Genomic DNA, 14507 nt, shown 5'->3' on the forward strand with positions numbered 1-14507 from the left:
ACCCCCCCCCCGCCACCTCCGCGGGTGCCCCCCACCCGCCCCGCTCCTCCCCGCGCCCCCCCCGCGCATCCCCCCGCGGCGGGGTGGGGCGGTGGGATGGGGCGGGACCCGCCAGGGGCTAGTAGCCGACGGTGAAGCGCTCGCGGGAGTGCTTCGGGGACTCGATCTCGTCGAGAACGGCGACGGCCAGGTCAGCACCGGAGATGAACGACTCCCCGTTGTCGTCGACGACGAGCACATCGCCGCCGTCGCGGTAGGAGCCGGTGCGCTCCCCCGGTGCCCACGCGCCGAAGCCGCCCGCGGGGTGCACGTAGAACCAGTCGCGACCGGCCGCATCCGCGCGCAGATCGTCGAGGATGCCGATGGCCTCGAGGGCCTCGGGCTTGAACTCGTCGGTGAAGCCGTCGGTGTCGACCAGTCGCGGGCCGTCGGGCGAGACGAGCGAACCGCCCGCGCCGCCGATGACGCCGAGACGCACGTCCTCCGGCAGCACCGAGAGCAGCTGTGCGATCGCGGGACGCAGGTTGCCGAGCATGTCGCCGCGGGCGGCGACCGCCGAGACGACGACGTCGACACCCACGAGCTCGGCCGCGAGCGTCGGCACGTCGAGCAGCGTGCCCTCGAGATAGGTCGCGCCCGTCACGCGCTCGGCGGCGACCGTGCGCGCGATCGACAGCACGGTGTGACCGCGCTTGGCGGCCTCGGTGACGATGTGGCTGCCGGCGTAGCCGGTGCCGCCGATGACGGCGATGCGGGTCATGATGCTCTCCTTCGGATCGTGCGGTCGGATCGTGCGATGGGTCGTGCGGAGGGGGTCAGGCGGTCGGGTTCTGGCGGATCGTCGCCACCTGGTAGAGCGCCACGGATGCGGCGATGCCGGCGTTGAGCGACTCGGTCGCCGATGAGATCGGGATCGAGACGATCTGGTCGCAGGTCTCGGTCACGAGGCGCGAGAGACCCTTGCCCTCGGACCCGACGACGATCACGACGGGACGGTCCGCGAGCTCGAGCGCGGGCAGCGACACGTCGCCGCCGCCGTCGAGGCCGAGCACGAAGACGCCCTGCTTCTTGAAGTCCTTCAGCGTCGAGGTGAGGTTGGCGGCGACCGCCACCGGCACGCGCGCCGCGGCGCCCGCACTGGTCTTCCACGCCGCCGAGTTGACGCCGGCGCTGCGACGCTGCGGGACGATGATCGCCTGACCGCCGAACGCCGCCGTGGAGCGGATGATGGCGCCGAGGTTGCGCGGGTCGGTGACGCCGTCGAGCGCGACGAAGAGCGGCACCTGACCGCGGTGGATGACCTTCTCGAGCAGATCCTGCGGGTGGGCGTACTCGTACGGCGGAACCTTGAGCGCGACGCCCTGGTGGACGCCGTCGAATCCGGCCATCCGGTCGAGCTCGGGGCGCGTGACCTCGAGCACGGGGATGCCGCGCTGCGTCGCGGTCGACAGCATCTCCTTGACGCGGTCGTCCATCTCGACGCGCTGCGCGATGTAGAAGGCCGTGGCGGGGATCTTGGCGCGGAGCGCCTCGAGCACCGAGTTGCGGCCCGTGACCGTCTCGGTGTCGTCGATCTGCTTCGCCCGTCCGGTGCGGTTCGGGTTGCCCCCGCCCTGCGGCCGGCCGCCGGGCTTGCCGGTGCCGCCCGCGGCGGCGAAGCGCTCGGCCGCGGCCTTGCGCTTGCCCGCGGGGTGCCAGGCGCGATCCTCGGCCTTGGGGGTCGGTCCGCGTCCTTCGAGCGACCGCTTGTTCTTGCCGCCGGTGCCCTTGGTGGGGCCCTTCTTTCCCTTGGCCGCGCCGGGGCGACCGGGCTTGCTGCCTGCCATGTTTACTCCTTCGTTCCGGGGCGGTCCCCGGTGATGCTCCAATGGGTGCCGCCCGCCGAGTCTTCGAGGGCGATCCCCGCGGCCGCGACGGCGTCGCGGATGCGATCTGCCGTGGCCCAGTCTTTGATCTCGCGCGCGTCGGCGCGCTGGGTGATGAGGCTCTGCACCAGGGCGTCGAGCGCCGACGCGGTCGCACCGGTGTCGTCGCCGCTGCCGGCCAGCTCATCGAATCCGAGGATGCGGATGATGGCATCCACCTCGGTGAAGGCGCGCCAGGCCGCATCCGTGTCGCTCGCATCGAGCGCGACGTTGCCGCGGCGCACGGTCTCGTGCAGCACGGCGAGCGCCTGCGGCACGCCCAGGTCGTCGTCCATCGCTGCGGCGAACGCCTCGGGCAGGACCCCGATCGCGGTCTCGTCCGGCGCACCGGGGAGGGTGCGGCGGACCCGGGCGATGAACGTGGCGATGCGCTCGAGAGCGGCCTCCGCCTCGTCGAACGTCTTCTCCGAGATGTCGAGGCTCGAGCGGTAGTGCGCGGCGGCGAGCGCGTAGCGCACGACCAGCGGCTCGCGCAGCGCCAGCGCATCGGCGGCGAGCACGAAGTTGCCCAGCGACTTCGACATCTTCTGCCCGTCGACGGTCACGAGTCCGTTGTGCACCCAGTACTGGGCGAACGCGTCGCCCGCCGCGGTGGACTGGGCGAGCTCGTTCTCGTGGTGCGGGAAGCGGAGGTCGAGTCCGCCGCCGTGGATGTCGAACGACGGCCCCAGGTACCGGCGCGACATCGCCGAGCACTCGATGTGCCACCCGGGCCGGCCTGTGCCCCACGGGGACTCCCACGACGCGTCCGCCGGCTCACCGGCCTTGGCGCCCTTCCACAGCGCGAAGTCGTGGGCGTCGCGCTTGCCGCGCGGGTCGGCATCCGTCGCCGCCTCCATCGCGTCGATCGACTGGTGCGTGAGCGACCCGTAGGCCGACCACGAGCGGACGTCGAAGTACACGTCGCCCGAGCCGTCCGGCGCCGGGTAGGCATGCCCGCGCTCGACGAGCTCCTCGATGAGGGCGATCATCTGCGGGATGGATGCGGTGGCGCGCGGCTCGTAGGTCGGCGCCTCGATGCCGATCGCACCGTAGGCCTCAGTGAACTCGCGCTCCATGCGGTAGGCGAGCGCCCACCAGGGCTCCGTCGGCGTGGCGTTGTCGAGGACCTTGTCATCGATGTCGGTGACGTTGCGGACGAACGTGACGCGACCGTAGCGGTGCGCGAGCCACCGGCGCAGCAGATCGAAGCTGAGGGCGGCACGCAGGTGCCCGATGTGCGGCCCGGACTGCACGGTGGGACCGCAGACGTACATGGTGACGTTCTCGGAATCGAGCGGCACGAAGTCGCGCAGGAGCTGCGCCTGGGTGTCGTAGAGCCGGATCGTCACCCGACCAGCCTACCGGCGGGGCCCGTTACCAGCCCGTCATACGCACGCGGTACAAAGGACGGATGCTCCCCGTGCTCGCCGTGCTCGCCGCGGCGGTGCTGTTCGGAACGACCGGCACCTCGCAGGCACTCGGACCCGAGGGCACGACGCCGTGGGCGGTGGGCGCCGTCCGTCTGGCGGTCGGCGGCACGGCCCTGGCCGCTCTGGGCTTCGCGCTCGCCCGCCGTCATCGCACGCGGACCGCCGCGCGGACTCCCCCGCTCACGCGACGCGCGTTCGCCCTCATGGCGCTCACCGGCATCTGCCTCGCCGCCTACCAGCCCCTCTTCTTCCTCGGCACCACCCGCAGCGGCGTCGCCGTGGGAACCGTGGTGGCGCTCGGCGCCGCCCCGGTCCTGGCCGGCCTCATCGAGTGGGCGCTGACCCGGCGCCTGCCGCGACGCACCTGGATGATCGCCACCGCCCTGGCGACCCTCGGGGTGGTGCTCCTCGCCTTCGGCGGCGGCGCGGACGGCGGCGTCGACCCGGTGGGGGTCCTCGGATCGCTGGGGGCGGGCGCCGCGTTCGCCGTGTTCGCGAACGCGCAGCGCCGGCTCATGGACGGCGGATGGGACCCCTTCACGGTGGCGGGCGCCATGGGACTCGGATCGGCGATCTGCGCCGTGGCCATGCTGCCGTTCGCCGACCTCACGTGGCTCACCGAGCCGTCGGGCATCGCGCTCGCGCTCTGGCTGGGGCTGGCGACGATCGCGATCGCCTACACGCTGTTCACCTGGGGCCTCCAGCGCCTGACCGCCGCGACCGCCGCCACGCTCACCCTGGCCGAACCGGTGACGGCCGCGCTTCTGGGCGTGCTCGTGCTGGGCGAGGTCATCCCCGGCGCGGGTCTGGCCGGCGTCGCCGCTCTCGCGGCGGGTCTCGTCCTTCTCGCATGGGGCTCGCGCGGCCCCAAGGATCCGCGCCCGTTCGCCGTGGAGGCCTGACGTGATCGACTACCGCCCGGATGATCTGACGACTCCCGCGGTCCGCGCCCTGGTCGCGTCGCACCTGGCCGGGATGCACGACACCTCGCCGCCGGAGAGCGTGCACGCGCTCGACGCGACCGCCCTCACCGACCCGTCGATCCGGTTCTGGACCGCCTGGGACGGCGCCGAGCTCGCGGGGATGGGAGCCCTCGCCCTCCGCGGCGCGACCCGTGGCGAGATCAAGTCGATGCGGGTGTCCCCGTCGCATCTCGGGCGCGGCATCGGTCGGGGGATGCTGCGCCACATCGTGGCGGAGTCGCGCACGCTGGGGCTCGCCAGCCTGTGGCTGGAGACCGGGAGCACCGCGGAGTTCGTACCCGCGGTGCGGCTCTACGAGAGCGAGGGGTTCGTCGTCTGCGGCCCCTTCGACGACTACGTCGAGGACCCGTTCTCGATCTTCATGACGCGCACCCTCTGAGCGCCGCGGTCTCGCAGCAGGATCGTCTTCGCCGTCACGCGGGAACGAGCAGCGCGACCGCCACCGCGAACACGCCTTCGCCGCGCCCCGGGAACCCGAGGCCGTCGGTCGTGGTCGCGGCCACCGAGACCGGCGCTCCGAGCGCGGCCGTCAGCACCGCCTCGGACTCGGCACGGCGATGCGCGAACCGCGGGCGCGTGGCCTGCACCTGCACCGACACGTTGCCGATCGCCCATCCCGCCTCGCCGACGAGGGCGCGCGTGCGCGCGAGGAAGGCCTCGGCGTGCGCACCGGAGTACTCGGGGCGGTCGACCCCGAAGTGCGTTCCGATGTCTCCGAGACCCGCCGCCGACAGCAGAGCGTCGACGATGGCGTGGGCGACCGCGTCGCCGTCGGAGTGGCCGGACAGCGCCCGCTCCCCCGGCCATTCGAGGCCCGCGAGCCACAGCACGCCCTCGCCGCCGAAGGCGTGCACGTCGGTGCCGACCCCGACACGCGGCGCGAGTCCGGTGCGGTCGAGGCGTGCCGGATGGGCGGGACTCGCGGTCACGAGCGAGCGAGCGCGAGCGAGGTCGGCGGGCAGCGTGATCTTGAAGCCCAGCGGATCGCCCTCGACCACGGCGACGCGATGCCCGGCCGCGGCCACGAGGGCCGCGTCGTCGGTGTACTCCTCGGTCGCACTCGCGTAGGCGGACTCGAGCACATCGCGCCGGAAGCCCTGCGGCGTCTGCGCTGCGCCGAGTTCGGCGCGATCGAGAGCCGCGACGACCTGCCCGTCGGCCACCCGCTTGATGGTGTCGACGACGGACGCGACCGGAATCGCTCCCCAGCCCGTCTCGTCGATCGCAGCGACCACGCGCGCGAAGACGGCGGGAGGCGTGAGCGCCCGCGCCGCATCGTGGATGAGGACGATCTCGACGTCGCCCCAGAGCGCCTTCAGCCCGGCGGCGACGGACTGCTGCCGTGTCGCGCCGCCCGTGACCACGCTCACCTGATCGCGGCGCGGTCCGGCCGCGGCGATCGCGTCGGTCGACGCCTGTCCTTCACGGCCGCGGGGCGCGACGACGACCACCTGCGCGTCGACGCCGGCGAAGACGCCGTCGAGGGCGTGACGCAGCATCGTGTGCTCATCGAGCCCCACGAACGCCTTGGGCGCGTCCTCCCCCAGACGGGTTCCGGATCCGCCCGCGACGACGATGACCGCGATGCGCGGCACCGGCGCGACCATGTGCGCGCCGTCCGTCAGCTGGCGAGGACCTCGTCGAGGAGCAGGCTGGCCTTCTCCTCGTCGGTCTTCTCTGCCAGAGCGAGCTCGGACACGAGAATCTGCTTCGCCTTGGCGAGCATGCGCTTCTCTCCGGCCGACAGGCCGCGGTCCTGATCGCGGCGCCAGAGGTCGCGCACGACCTCGCTGACCTTGATCACGTCACCCGACGCCAGCTTCTCGAGGTTCGCCTTGTAGCGGCGCGACCAGTTGGTCGGCTCCTCGGTGAACGGCGCACGCAGCACCTCGAAGACCCGCTCGAGACCGTCCTTGCCGATCACGTCGCGCACGCCGACCAGGTCGACATTCTCGGCCGGGACCTCGATGACCAGATCACCCTGAGTGACGTTGAGCTTCAAGTATTTTTTGGTCTCGCCCTTGATGACGCGTTCCTTGACCTCGATGATCGTCGCCGCCCCGTGGTGCGGGTATACGACCGTTTCGCCAACCTCAAAAAGCATGGAGTTATGTCCTTTCGGCAACGACCAGGATACCACAGGGGTGCATGCGCTAAGGTTCGCGCCTTCGCCGCTCCCCCACTCCCGCGCGCGAGCGTCCGCAGGCCGTCGTCATTCGGGGACGCGGGCGCGGACCCCGTAGACTGAGGGCGAAGCCGTCTGCCACCAGGAGGAACCGTGAAAACGCGCCTGATCGCGTCCGTCATCGTGGGCGCTGCTGTCGTCCTGGGAACCAGCGGTTGCGCCATGCTCGCGCCCCAGGGCACCACGATCCAGTACGCCCCGTCGGACGGCATGAACGTGCCCGACAGCAGCGGACCGCTGCAGCTGCGCAACGTCCTCATCGTCGCGAACGACGAGGGCACCGAGGGCAACCTCGTCGCCGCCATCGTGAACACGACCGACGACCCCACCTCGCTGAACATCCAGGTGGGCGAGGGCTCGGACGCCGTCTCGCTGACCCTGCGCGTCCGCGGCGGCGAGACCCTGAGCCTCGGCACCGACGAGACCGAGCCCCTGCTCATCGAAGACCTGAACACGCAGCCCGGCGCGACCGTGCCCGTCTTCTTCCAGTCCGGCGACGGCGAAGGCGCCCGCACCGACATCCCCGTCCTCAACGGCGACCTCGAGTACCTGGCTCCCCTGGTCCCGTAGTCACGCATACGACGAAAGAGGAGGGCACCCCGCGCGGGGTGCCCTCCTCTTTTTCGTCGGTCAGGACTCGAAGCGGTAACCGAGTCCGCGGACCGTCACGAGCATCACCGGATCGCTGGGGTTCTCTTCGATGCGCGACCGGATGCGCTTGATGTGGACGTCGAGCGTCTTGGTGTCGCCGAAGTAGTCCGTGCCCCACACCCGGTCGATCAGCTGTCCGCGGGTGAGCACGCGACCGGCGTTGCGCATGAGCACCTCGAGGAGCTCGAACTCCTTGAGCGGCATGTTGATCTCGCCACCGCCCACCGACACCGTGTGCCGGTCGATGTCGAGCGTCACACGACCGCCCTGCAGCACGCGCTCGTCGAGGTCGGCCTCGACCTGCGCGAAGCGGCGCAGCACCGCCCGCATCCGCGCCAACAGCTCGCGTGCCGAGTAGGGCTTGGTGACGTAGTCGTCGGCGCCGAGCTCGAGCCCCACGACGATGTCGACCTCGCTGTCCTTGGCCGTCAGCATGATGATCGGCACCGCCGACGACGTGCGGATCTGCCGGCACACCTCGGTGCCCGGCATGCCGGGCAGCATCAGGTCGAGCAGCACGATGTCGGCGCCCCGCTCGCGGTAGGCGCTGAGGGCCGTCGGCCCGTCTTCGGCGATCTCGACCTCGAACCCCTCGCGGCGCAGCAGGTACGCCAGCGGGTCGGCGAGGTCGGGCTCGTCCTCGACGATGAGCACTCGTGTCATTCCAGGTTTCCGTTCGTCGTGTCGGGCGACGCCGCGACCGCGGCGGGGGTCTTCTTGGGGCGCTTGGGCCGACGCCGCGGACGAGGCGCCGCATCCAGGTCGTCCGGGGGCGCGGCCAGGGGCAGCTGGATGGTGAACGTCGACCCGCGGCCCACGCGCGACCAGATGCGCACCTCGCCGCCGTGCCGCTGCACGGCGTGCTTGACGATCGACAGCCCGAGGCCGGTGCCGCCGGTGCGCCGCGAACGCGCCTGATCGGAGCGGAAGAAGCGTTCGAACACGCGCTGCTGATCTTCCTCCGAGATGCCGATGCCGCGGTCGGTGACCGCGATCTCGACGGCATTGTGCACCTGCTTGACGCCGATGCCCACGCTGGAGCCCGACGGCGAGTACGCGATGGCGTTGGCGACGAGGTTCCCGAGCGCCTCGGTCAGGATCTGGGCGTCGCCGCGCACGTACAGGCCGCGCGCGCCGCCGCGCACCAGCGTGACGCCGGCCGAGCCGGCCGGCAGCATGTGCGCCTCGACGGCCGAGGTGACGACAGAGTCGACCGAGACGTCGCGCACCTCGGCGAGCTCGTCGGCGGACTGCAGCCGCGACAGGTTCATGACACGCGAGGTCAGCGACGCGAGGCGTGCAGCCTCGGCACTCAGCCGCGCGGTGAAGATGCGCACCTGCGCGGGGTCGTCGGCGGCCGACTCGATCGCCTCGGCGAGCAGGCTGACCGCGCCGACCGGCGTCTTCAGCTCGTGCGAGGTGTTGGCGACGAAGTCACGACGCATCTGCTCGACGCGCTCGCGCTCGGTGATGTCGCGGATGACGATCAGCACGAGGCGCGGCGAGATGACCGTCGCGCGGGCCGAGACCAGACGCGCCTCCGCGGGCGAGGCGGCACGGCGCAGCGTCATGCTCGCGGTCGTCGCCGCCCGTCCTGCGCGGGCGTTCCGCGCGAGCTCGCGCAGGGCGTCCTCGGGCAGGACGGCCTCGACGTGCATGCCGAACGCCTCGGCGCTGGTGGATGCGGCGCGCACCGTGCCCGACGCATCGACGACGACGGCACTGTCATCCATCGCGGCGAGGACCGCCGGAACACCCTCGGGAACCGCCGCCGAATTGCGGGCCTCGACCCGCGCCCTGGCCCGCATGGCACCGAAGATCAGCAGCGTGATCGCCGCCCCGATCACGACCCCGACCAGCAGGGCGAGCAGCGCCAGCTGCGACGAGTTCATGGCTCCAGCGTAAATGGATGCTGAACCCGGACCCCACCCGCGGCCCTCTGCAGGCGGGTCACCTCGGTACAATTCACTCCCGCGGCACCGTTCGTTAACCTTCGACGACGAGAATCGCCCAGGTTGCGGCCGGGCCGCCCCCACGACCCCAGGAAGGTGCCTGTTTTCATGCGCGAGGTTTTCCAGCAGTCCCTCGACGACGTCCGCCTGCGGCTCGTCGAGATCGCCGAGCTCGTCACCGAAGCGATCGAGAAGGCGACGACGGCGTTCGGAACCAGCGACGTCGCCCTCGCCGAAGAGGTCATCGACAACGATCCGGTGATCGACGACAAGGCCATCGCCCTCGACGAGCTCGCGATCGACATCCTCGCCCGGCAGCAGCCGGTCGCGAGCGATCTGCGCACCGTCGTCTCGGCGCTGCGCATCAGCGCGTCGCTCGAGCGCATGGGCGACATCGCCGAGCACATCGCGCAGCTCACCCGCATGCGCTTCCCCGACCGCGCCATCCCGCGCGGCCTCAAGAGCACGTTCACCCGCATGGGTGCGATCGACGTCGAGTTGGCCCGCAAGCTCACCGAGCTGCTGCGCACGCGCGATCTCGACCTCGCCGAGGAGATCCGCAACGCGGACGACAAGCTCGACGATCTGCACGTCAGCGTCTTCGAGAAGGTGCTCAGCGACACCTGGCAGGGCGAGGCCGCCGCGACGGTCGACGCCACGCTCGCCAGCCGCTACCACGAGCGCTTCGGCGACCACGCGGTGTCGGTCGCGAAGAAGATCGTCTACCTGGCGACCGGCGACTGGTCGCCCGTGCCCGCCGAGGACACCACCCCGGCCTGACACCGGGTACGAGGAAGGGCCGGATGCGATTCGCATCCGGCCCTTCCTCGTACGTGGCTTACTTGCCCTGGTTCGCGACCGCGGCGGCGCCCGCCGCGGCAGCCTCGGGGTCGAGGTACTCGCCCGGGCCGAGGGGCTTCAGGTTCTCGTCGAGCCGGTAGACCAGCGGGATGCCCGTGGGGATGTTCAGCTCGGCGATGTCGTCGTCGCTGATGCCCTCGAGCTGCTTGACGAGGCCGCGCAGCGAGTTGCCGTGGGCCGCGACCAGCACCGTCTTGCCGGCGGTGAGGTCGGGGACGATGGCCTCGTCCCAGTACGGCAGCAGGCGGTCGATGACGAGCTTCAGCGACTCGGTGCGGGGAACCTCGCCGTCGATGCCGGCGTAGCGCGGGTCGTCGACCTGGCTGAACTCGGAGTCGTCGGCGAGGGGCGGCGGCGGCACGTCGAACGAACGGCGCCAGAGCATGAACTGCTCCTGGCCGAACTCGGCGAGCGTCTCGGCCTTGTCCTTGCCCTGCAGCGCGCCGTAGTGACGCTCGTTGAGGCGCCACGTGCGCTTGACCGGGATCCAGAGCCGGTCGGCGGCGTCGAGGGCCAGGTTCGCGGTCTGGATGGCGCGGCTCAGCAGCGACGTGTGCACGACGTCGGGCAGCAGCCCGGCCTCGGCCAGCAGTTCGCCGCCGCGGGCGGCCTCGGCCTTGCCCTGCTCGGTCAGGCGCACATCGACCCAGCCGGTGAACAGGTTCAGCTCGTTCCACTGGCTCTGGCCATGGCGAAGCAGAATCAGGGTGTGTGGGGAAGTCATGAGCCCATGATATCCAGCCCGGCGCTGGCATCATGGGGCCATGAGCGCTTCACCCGTCGGCCGCATCACCCGCGGCACCACGGGGACGAATCGCCTGCGCCGCGTCGACCGGTGGATCGCCCGGCATCCCGTGCTGCGACGCGCGGATCCGCATCCGCTGGTGGTCGATCTGGGCTACGGGGCGAGCGGCGTGACGGCCTTCGAACTCGAGGCCAGAGTGCATCGGGTGCGACCGGACGCGGCCGTGCAGGGACTCGAGATCGACCCCGCGCGCGTCGCGTCCGCCCGCGCGCAGCTGGCCGCGGTGCGCGCCGGCGAGACCCCCTTCCGCCCCGATGCCCGGGTCGCGTTCGACCGCGGCGGCTTCGAGGTGCCCGCCCCGCGCCCGCCGATCGTCATCCGCGCCTTCAACGTGCTGCGCCAGTACGACGAGCACGAGGTCGCCGACGCCTGGTCGCGGATGACGCGCCGCCTCGCCCCCGACGGCATCCTCGTGGAGGGCACGTGCAGCGAGGTGGGGCGGGTGGCCACGTGGATCGAGGTGGGCGCGGATGCCGCCCCGCGCACCCTGACGATCGCGCTGCGCCTCGCCGACCTCGAGATGCCCTCGATCGCGGCGGAGCGCCTGCCCAAGGCCCTCATCCACCGCAACGTCCCCGGGGAGCGCGTGCACGCGTTCCTGGAAGGACTCGACCGCGAGTGGGAGCGCGCGGCGGCACTCTCGGCCTTCGGGCCGGTGCAACGCTGGCGGGCGGCGATGCAGGCCCTCACGGCAGAGGGGTGGCCGCTGCGGGAGCGTGCCCGGTGGCGGCTGGGCGAGGTCACCGTGCCGTGGCAGAGCGTGGCGCCCGGCGACTGAGTCAGAGCCGGGGCACGGATCGTCGCGCGTCGGCGCCCGAGAGCCCGGCCGCGGTCAGCAGGTCGACCGCGAGCGGACGCATCGCCGCGACGAGGTCCTGCTCCCCCGCGCCGGCCCCTGGCAGGACGTCGGCGGGGTTCAGGTGCGCGGCGATGGCCAGCACGCTCTCGCGCGCCACCGGCTCCTGCTCGATGTCTCCGAGCGACTCTCCGACGAGCGCCAGGCCCCGGCCGAGACCGGCGAGGACGTCCGCGGGCACGGGCCGTGCGATGCCGTCGTCGAGGAGGTAGGCCGCGCGGCGTCCGATGACGCGGAGGTTGCGCACCGCGAGGTCGGTGGCCGCCAGCACCCGACGATGACGATCGAGTTCGGTGCGTCGTCGGCGCAGGAACGGCGAGATGCGGGCGACGGCGGCCGCCGAGTCGAGCGACTCGTGCCAGGCGCGCACGAGCGGGTCGAGGGCCCGCGCCTTCTCGAGACCGCGCTCGGCGCGCAGTCGATCCCCGCGGTGCAGGCCCTGCACGATCGCGGCGATCGCGGCGTCGGCCTCGCGGAACAGCTCCCGCGCCTCGCGCAGCAGCTCGGCGCGGGGGTTGCGCGGGATGAGCGCGGTCACGAGGAGCGCGGCGACGCTGCCCACCGCGCCGTCGATCAGGCGGGCCCACGCCGCATCCGTGCTCGAGAGCGGGAAGAGCAGGACGATGAGGCCCTGGATGGCGGCCGCCAGCGCGAAACCGGCCTGGGGCGAGAAGAGGCGGGCCAGCAGCAGGACGGCACCGAGCGTCACCGCGAGCTGCCACCAGCCCGGACCGATCCCCCAGAGCAGCAGCTCCGCCACGACGATGCCGAGGAGCATCCCTGCCACCGTCTCGGCGACCCGGCGCGGGCGCGCGTCGCGCACGAGGCCGAGGCTGGAGAGCGCGACCGTTCCGGCCAGCACGGGCGCCGCGTGGCCGAGCACCAGGTGCGCGAAGGCGTACGCCCCGGTGGCGGCCACCACGAGCTGGGCGACCGCGGGGAGCGAGGTGCGCACGCGCGCCAGGCGCGGGCGCAGGTCGAGCCGGTCGCGCAGCCGCACGGGCACAGCGCGCGTGGTGGCGCTGGCGTCGTCCACCGGGTCGTCAGCGCCGACGGGACAGGCGCGGGAGGCGCGGAACGCCCGCCGTCGCACCCGCATCCTTCGGCACCACGGTCGTGGCGGATGCGGCGACGTCGCCGTCCTCGGTCTGCACCACGAGGTCGACGTCGGTGTCGGCGGTGCGCTTGACGACGGCGAGCGCGATGGGCCCGTCCTCGTAGTGCCGGGCGGCCGAGGTGATGCGTCCGATCTCGGCGCCGCCGGAGAGGACCACGTCGCCCCGGCGCGGCAGCGACTCGGCGCTGCCGTCGAGGTGCAGGGCGATCACCCGCCGCGGCGGGTGGCCGAGGTTGTGCACCTTCGCGACCGTCTCCTGCCCGCGGTAGCAGCCCTTGTCGAGGTGCACCGCGGTGCGCAGCCAGTCGAGCTCGTGCGGGATGGTGCGCTCGTCGACCTCGTCGCGCCAGCGCGGTCGCCACGCGGCGACGCGCAGGGCGTCGACGGCCAGCGCACCCGCCACCGTCAGCTCGCCCGCGGCGGCGAGGGATGCGAGACGGTCCTGCTCGGCGGCGTCGACGAGCGCGTCGTTCCAGCGCCAGTCGTCGCCCGGGTGATCGTCCGGGTGCGCGTAGGCCGCGCCGCCCTCGGTCACATCGGGCCACGGGTCGCGCCACACCACGGCGGGGCCGGAGGGCGCCGCGGGACGCAGCAGCCCCATCCCGTCGTCCGTGACGCTCACGATCGCGTACTCGTCGGAGGCGTCCCGCGGGGCCACGCGCAGCCGGAACCGCATACGCGTGAGGAAGGTCAGCAGCCCCGCCGCGTCGTCGGCGTCGACGAAGAGCCAGGTCGTCTCGCCGTCATCCACGACGCCGGCGACGTGCTCGACGCGCCCCTGCGGATCGAGCACGAGGAGTTCCGTGGAGCGACCGGTCGGCAACTGCGCGAGGGCCTGCGAGGTGATCGAGTCGAGCCAGGTGAGCCGGTCCTCGCCGGTCACGGCCAGCACGCGACGATCGCCGCGCGGGGCGATGGCGGTGCCGCGCACCAGCGCGCGCTGCTCGCGCATCGGGTCCCCGGCGTGCCGGAGCACCCCGTCGTCGACCACGGCGCCCGGGACGCCGGAGAACGCGCCGGGCATCAGTCGACCTTCGCGAGACGCGCCGAGGCGTGGGAGCCGAGCTCGGACCCGAGCGCCGCCACATCCCAGGCCCACAGCAGGTGTCCGTCGACCAGCCCGTAGAGGCGGGTCGCGGCGGTGTACGGCTTAGCGCTGGCCGAGCGCACCACCGCATCGGTCGCGATGTCGATGCGCGGGCCCTGGATCTGTCCGAGGTACAGCTCGCTGACGCCGTCGGAGTGCACGAGGTCGACCTCGATCTCGAACCCGCCCTCGGGCGTGCGGAGCGCCTCGACGTCGTCGACGGTGCGCAGCGGCGCCTCGCCGATGCCGGGCAGGAGGCCGGGACCGGGCTCCGCGGCGTCGACCGGGCGGACGAGCCGCCAGAAGCCGACCTCGGCCACGAGCGGTGTGCGCTGCTCGCCGTCGATGATCCATGCCGAGGCCGAGTAGTTCAGCGCCGGCCCGCCGTCGTGGCTGAAGCTGACGCGGTGCGTGAACTCACCCGTGAAGTGGTGGCCGTCCGCCTCGTAGTCGATGACGCCGGTGCCTTCCCACACGCCCAGCAGCCACGACAGCGGCGCGAGGTCGGCGGGCAGATCGGTGGGGAGTTCGATCACTGCCCGCTCCGTCAGCGCTGGCCGCGGTACAGGTTCTTGAGCACGACCGCCGAGACGAAGGCGATCGCGAGGGAGGCCAGCCCGAGCAGGCCCACGAAGAAGAGTTCCAGGGCGACGAGGTCCATGGTCCCTACTCT

Annotated in this window: 16 protein-coding genes; 5 read left to right on the forward strand and 11 right to left on the reverse strand. The window is 72.4% G+C overall.

Annotation, left to right across the window (positions count from 1 at the left end):
- Positions 1-118 precede the first annotated feature (118 nt).
- The 3 genes from AB0N73_RS07865 to cysS are packed head-to-tail and all read right to left on the reverse strand — an operon-like array spanning position 119 to position 3256.
- Positions 119-760 carry an NAD(P)H-binding protein gene (locus AB0N73_RS07865; protein ID WP_363562121.1) on the reverse strand — a complete coding sequence of 214 codons (642 nt, stop codon included), beginning with the start codon at positions 758-760 and terminating at the stop codon, positions 119-121.
- Between the two features lie 55 nt (positions 761-815).
- Positions 816-1826 carry a 23S rRNA (guanosine(2251)-2'-O)-methyltransferase RlmB gene (gene rlmB / locus AB0N73_RS07870; protein WP_363562123.1) on the reverse strand — a complete coding sequence of 337 codons (1011 nt, stop codon included), beginning with the start codon at positions 1824-1826 and terminating at the stop codon, positions 816-818.
- Between the two features lie 2 nt (positions 1827-1828).
- A complete protein-coding gene (cysS, locus tag AB0N73_RS07875; protein ID WP_363562125.1) occupies positions 1829-3256 on the reverse strand; it encodes a cysteine--tRNA ligase in 1428 nt (475 codons plus the stop codon).
- A 62-nt stretch (positions 3257-3318) separates the two neighbouring features.
- On the opposite strand from cysS, the gene AB0N73_RS07880 reads away from it, so the two are divergent.
- Both AB0N73_RS07880 and AB0N73_RS07885 read left to right on the forward strand, forming a co-directional pair.
- Entirely contained in the window at positions 3319-4239 is a 921-nt protein-coding gene (locus AB0N73_RS07880; RefSeq protein WP_363562127.1) for an EamA family transporter, read from the forward strand.
- A 1-nt stretch (position 4240) separates the two neighbouring features.
- On the forward strand, positions 4241-4699 hold the full coding sequence (locus tag AB0N73_RS07885; RefSeq protein ID WP_363562129.1) for a GNAT family N-acetyltransferase: 459 nt from the start codon (positions 4241-4243) through the stop codon (positions 4697-4699).
- A gap of 34 nt (positions 4700-4733) precedes the next feature.
- Here the strand turns inward: AB0N73_RS07885 and ispD are convergent, their stop codons facing one another.
- Both ispD and AB0N73_RS07895 read right to left on the reverse strand, forming a co-directional pair.
- Complete coding sequence (ispD, locus tag AB0N73_RS07890; protein WP_363562131.1) at positions 4734-5927, reverse strand: 2-C-methyl-D-erythritol 4-phosphate cytidylyltransferase; 1194 nt, start codon at positions 5925-5927, stop codon at positions 4734-4736.
- A gap of 14 nt (positions 5928-5941) precedes the next feature.
- Positions 5942-6424 carry a CarD family transcriptional regulator gene (locus AB0N73_RS07895; protein ID WP_363562133.1) on the reverse strand — a complete coding sequence of 161 codons (483 nt, stop codon included), beginning with the start codon at positions 6422-6424 and terminating at the stop codon, positions 5942-5944.
- Positions 6425-6598: 174 nt separating this feature from the next.
- Here AB0N73_RS07895 and AB0N73_RS07900 point away from each other — a divergent pair, with 174 nt between their 5' ends.
- Positions 6599-7075: a DNA modification methylase gene (locus AB0N73_RS07900; protein ID WP_363562135.1), complete on the forward strand. Its 477-nt coding sequence runs from the start codon at positions 6599-6601 to the stop codon at positions 7073-7075.
- A gap of 60 nt (positions 7076-7135) precedes the next feature.
- On the opposite strand, the gene AB0N73_RS07905 is transcribed toward AB0N73_RS07900, so the two are convergent.
- Both AB0N73_RS07905 and AB0N73_RS07910 read right to left on the reverse strand, forming a co-directional pair.
- Positions 7136-7819: a response regulator transcription factor gene (locus AB0N73_RS07905; RefSeq protein WP_363562137.1), complete on the reverse strand. Its 684-nt coding sequence runs from the start codon at positions 7817-7819 to the stop codon at positions 7136-7138.
- Positions 7816-9048, reverse strand: coding sequence for an ATP-binding protein (locus AB0N73_RS07910; protein ID WP_363562139.1), 1233 nt, complete (start codon positions 9046-9048; stop codon positions 7816-7818). The genes AB0N73_RS07905 and AB0N73_RS07910 overlap by 4 nt, the downstream gene beginning before the upstream one ends.
- Positions 9049-9216: 168 nt before the next feature.
- Between AB0N73_RS07910 and phoU the strand changes: the two genes are divergently transcribed.
- Positions 9217-9888 (forward strand): phosphate signaling complex protein PhoU, encoded by a 672-nt coding sequence (phoU, locus tag AB0N73_RS07915; protein ID WP_363562141.1) that lies wholly within the window; start codon positions 9217-9219, stop codon positions 9886-9888.
- A gap of 58 nt (positions 9889-9946) precedes the next feature.
- On the opposite strand, the gene AB0N73_RS07920 is transcribed toward phoU, so the two are convergent.
- Positions 9947-10693, reverse strand: a complete 747-nt coding sequence (locus tag AB0N73_RS07920) for a phosphoglyceromutase (RefSeq protein ID WP_363562143.1) — start codon at positions 10691-10693, stop codon at positions 9947-9949.
- 40 nt (positions 10694-10733) lie between these two features.
- Here AB0N73_RS07920 and AB0N73_RS07925 point away from each other — a divergent pair, with 40 nt between their 5' ends.
- Positions 10734-11552: a class I SAM-dependent methyltransferase gene (locus AB0N73_RS07925; protein ID WP_363562145.1), complete on the forward strand. Its 819-nt coding sequence runs from the start codon at positions 10734-10736 to the stop codon at positions 11550-11552.
- A gap of 1 nt (position 11553) precedes the next feature.
- Here the strand turns inward: AB0N73_RS07925 and AB0N73_RS07930 are convergent, their stop codons facing one another.
- The 3 genes from AB0N73_RS07930 to AB0N73_RS07940 are packed head-to-tail and all read right to left on the reverse strand — an operon-like array spanning position 11554 to position 14370.
- On the reverse strand, positions 11554-12723 hold the full coding sequence (locus AB0N73_RS07930) for an FUSC family protein (protein WP_363562147.1): 1170 nt from the start codon (positions 12721-12723) through the stop codon (positions 11554-11556).
- On the reverse strand, positions 12674-13771 hold the full coding sequence (locus AB0N73_RS07935; RefSeq protein WP_363562149.1) for a glycine cleavage T C-terminal barrel domain-containing protein: 1098 nt from the start codon (positions 13769-13771) through the stop codon (positions 12674-12676). The genes AB0N73_RS07930 and AB0N73_RS07935 overlap by 50 nt, the downstream gene beginning before the upstream one ends.
- A complete protein-coding gene (locus AB0N73_RS07940) occupies positions 13771-14370 on the reverse strand; it encodes an FABP family protein (RefSeq protein WP_363562151.1) in 600 nt (199 codons plus the stop codon). Before AB0N73_RS07940 ends, AB0N73_RS07935 begins: the two co-directional genes overlap by 1 nt.
- Positions 14371-14507 lie beyond the last annotated feature (137 nt).

This window comes from Microbacterium sp. NPDC089189 (assembly GCF_040685095.1).
GTDB lineage: Bacteria > Actinomycetota > Actinomycetes > Actinomycetales > Microbacteriaceae > Microbacterium.

Bases quoted from the DNA above. Each gene is read 5' to 3' on its own strand.
- AB0N73_RS07865 (WP_363562121.1), bottom strand. From the start codon at position 760: ATGACCCGCATCGCCGTCATCGGCGGCACCGGCTACGCCGGCAGCCAC.
- rlmB (WP_363562123.1), bottom strand. From the start codon at position 1,826: ATGGCAGGCAGCAAGCCCGGTCGCCCCGGCGCGGCCAAGGGAAAGAAG.
- AB0N73_RS07880 (WP_363562127.1), top strand. From the start codon at position 3,319: ATGCTCCCCGTGCTCGCCGTGCTCGCCGCGGCGGTGCTGTTCGGAACG.
- ispD (WP_363562131.1), bottom strand. From the start codon at position 5,927: ATGGTCGCGCCGGTGCCGCGCATCGCGGTCATCGTCGTCGCGGGCGGA.
- AB0N73_RS07895 (WP_363562133.1), bottom strand. From the start codon at position 6,424: ATGCTTTTTGAGGTTGGCGAAACGGTCGTATACCCGCACCACGGGGCG.
- AB0N73_RS07905 (WP_363562137.1), bottom strand. From the start codon at position 7,819: ATGACACGAGTGCTCATCGTCGAGGACGAGCCCGACCTCGCCGACCCG.
- AB0N73_RS07910 (WP_363562139.1), bottom strand. From the start codon at position 9,048: ATGAACTCGTCGCAGCTGGCGCTGCTCGCCCTGCTGGTCGGGGTCGTG.
- phoU (WP_363562141.1), top strand. From the start codon at position 9,217: ATGCGCGAGGTTTTCCAGCAGTCCCTCGACGACGTCCGCCTGCGGCTC.
- AB0N73_RS07920 (WP_363562143.1), bottom strand. From the start codon at position 10,693: ATGACTTCCCCACACACCCTGATTCTGCTTCGCCATGGCCAGAGCCAG.
- AB0N73_RS07925 (WP_363562145.1), top strand. From the start codon at position 10,734: ATGAGCGCTTCACCCGTCGGCCGCATCACCCGCGGCACCACGGGGACG.
- AB0N73_RS07935 (WP_363562149.1), bottom strand. From the start codon at position 13,771: ATGCCCGGCGCGTTCTCCGGCGTCCCGGGCGCCGTGGTCGACGACGGG.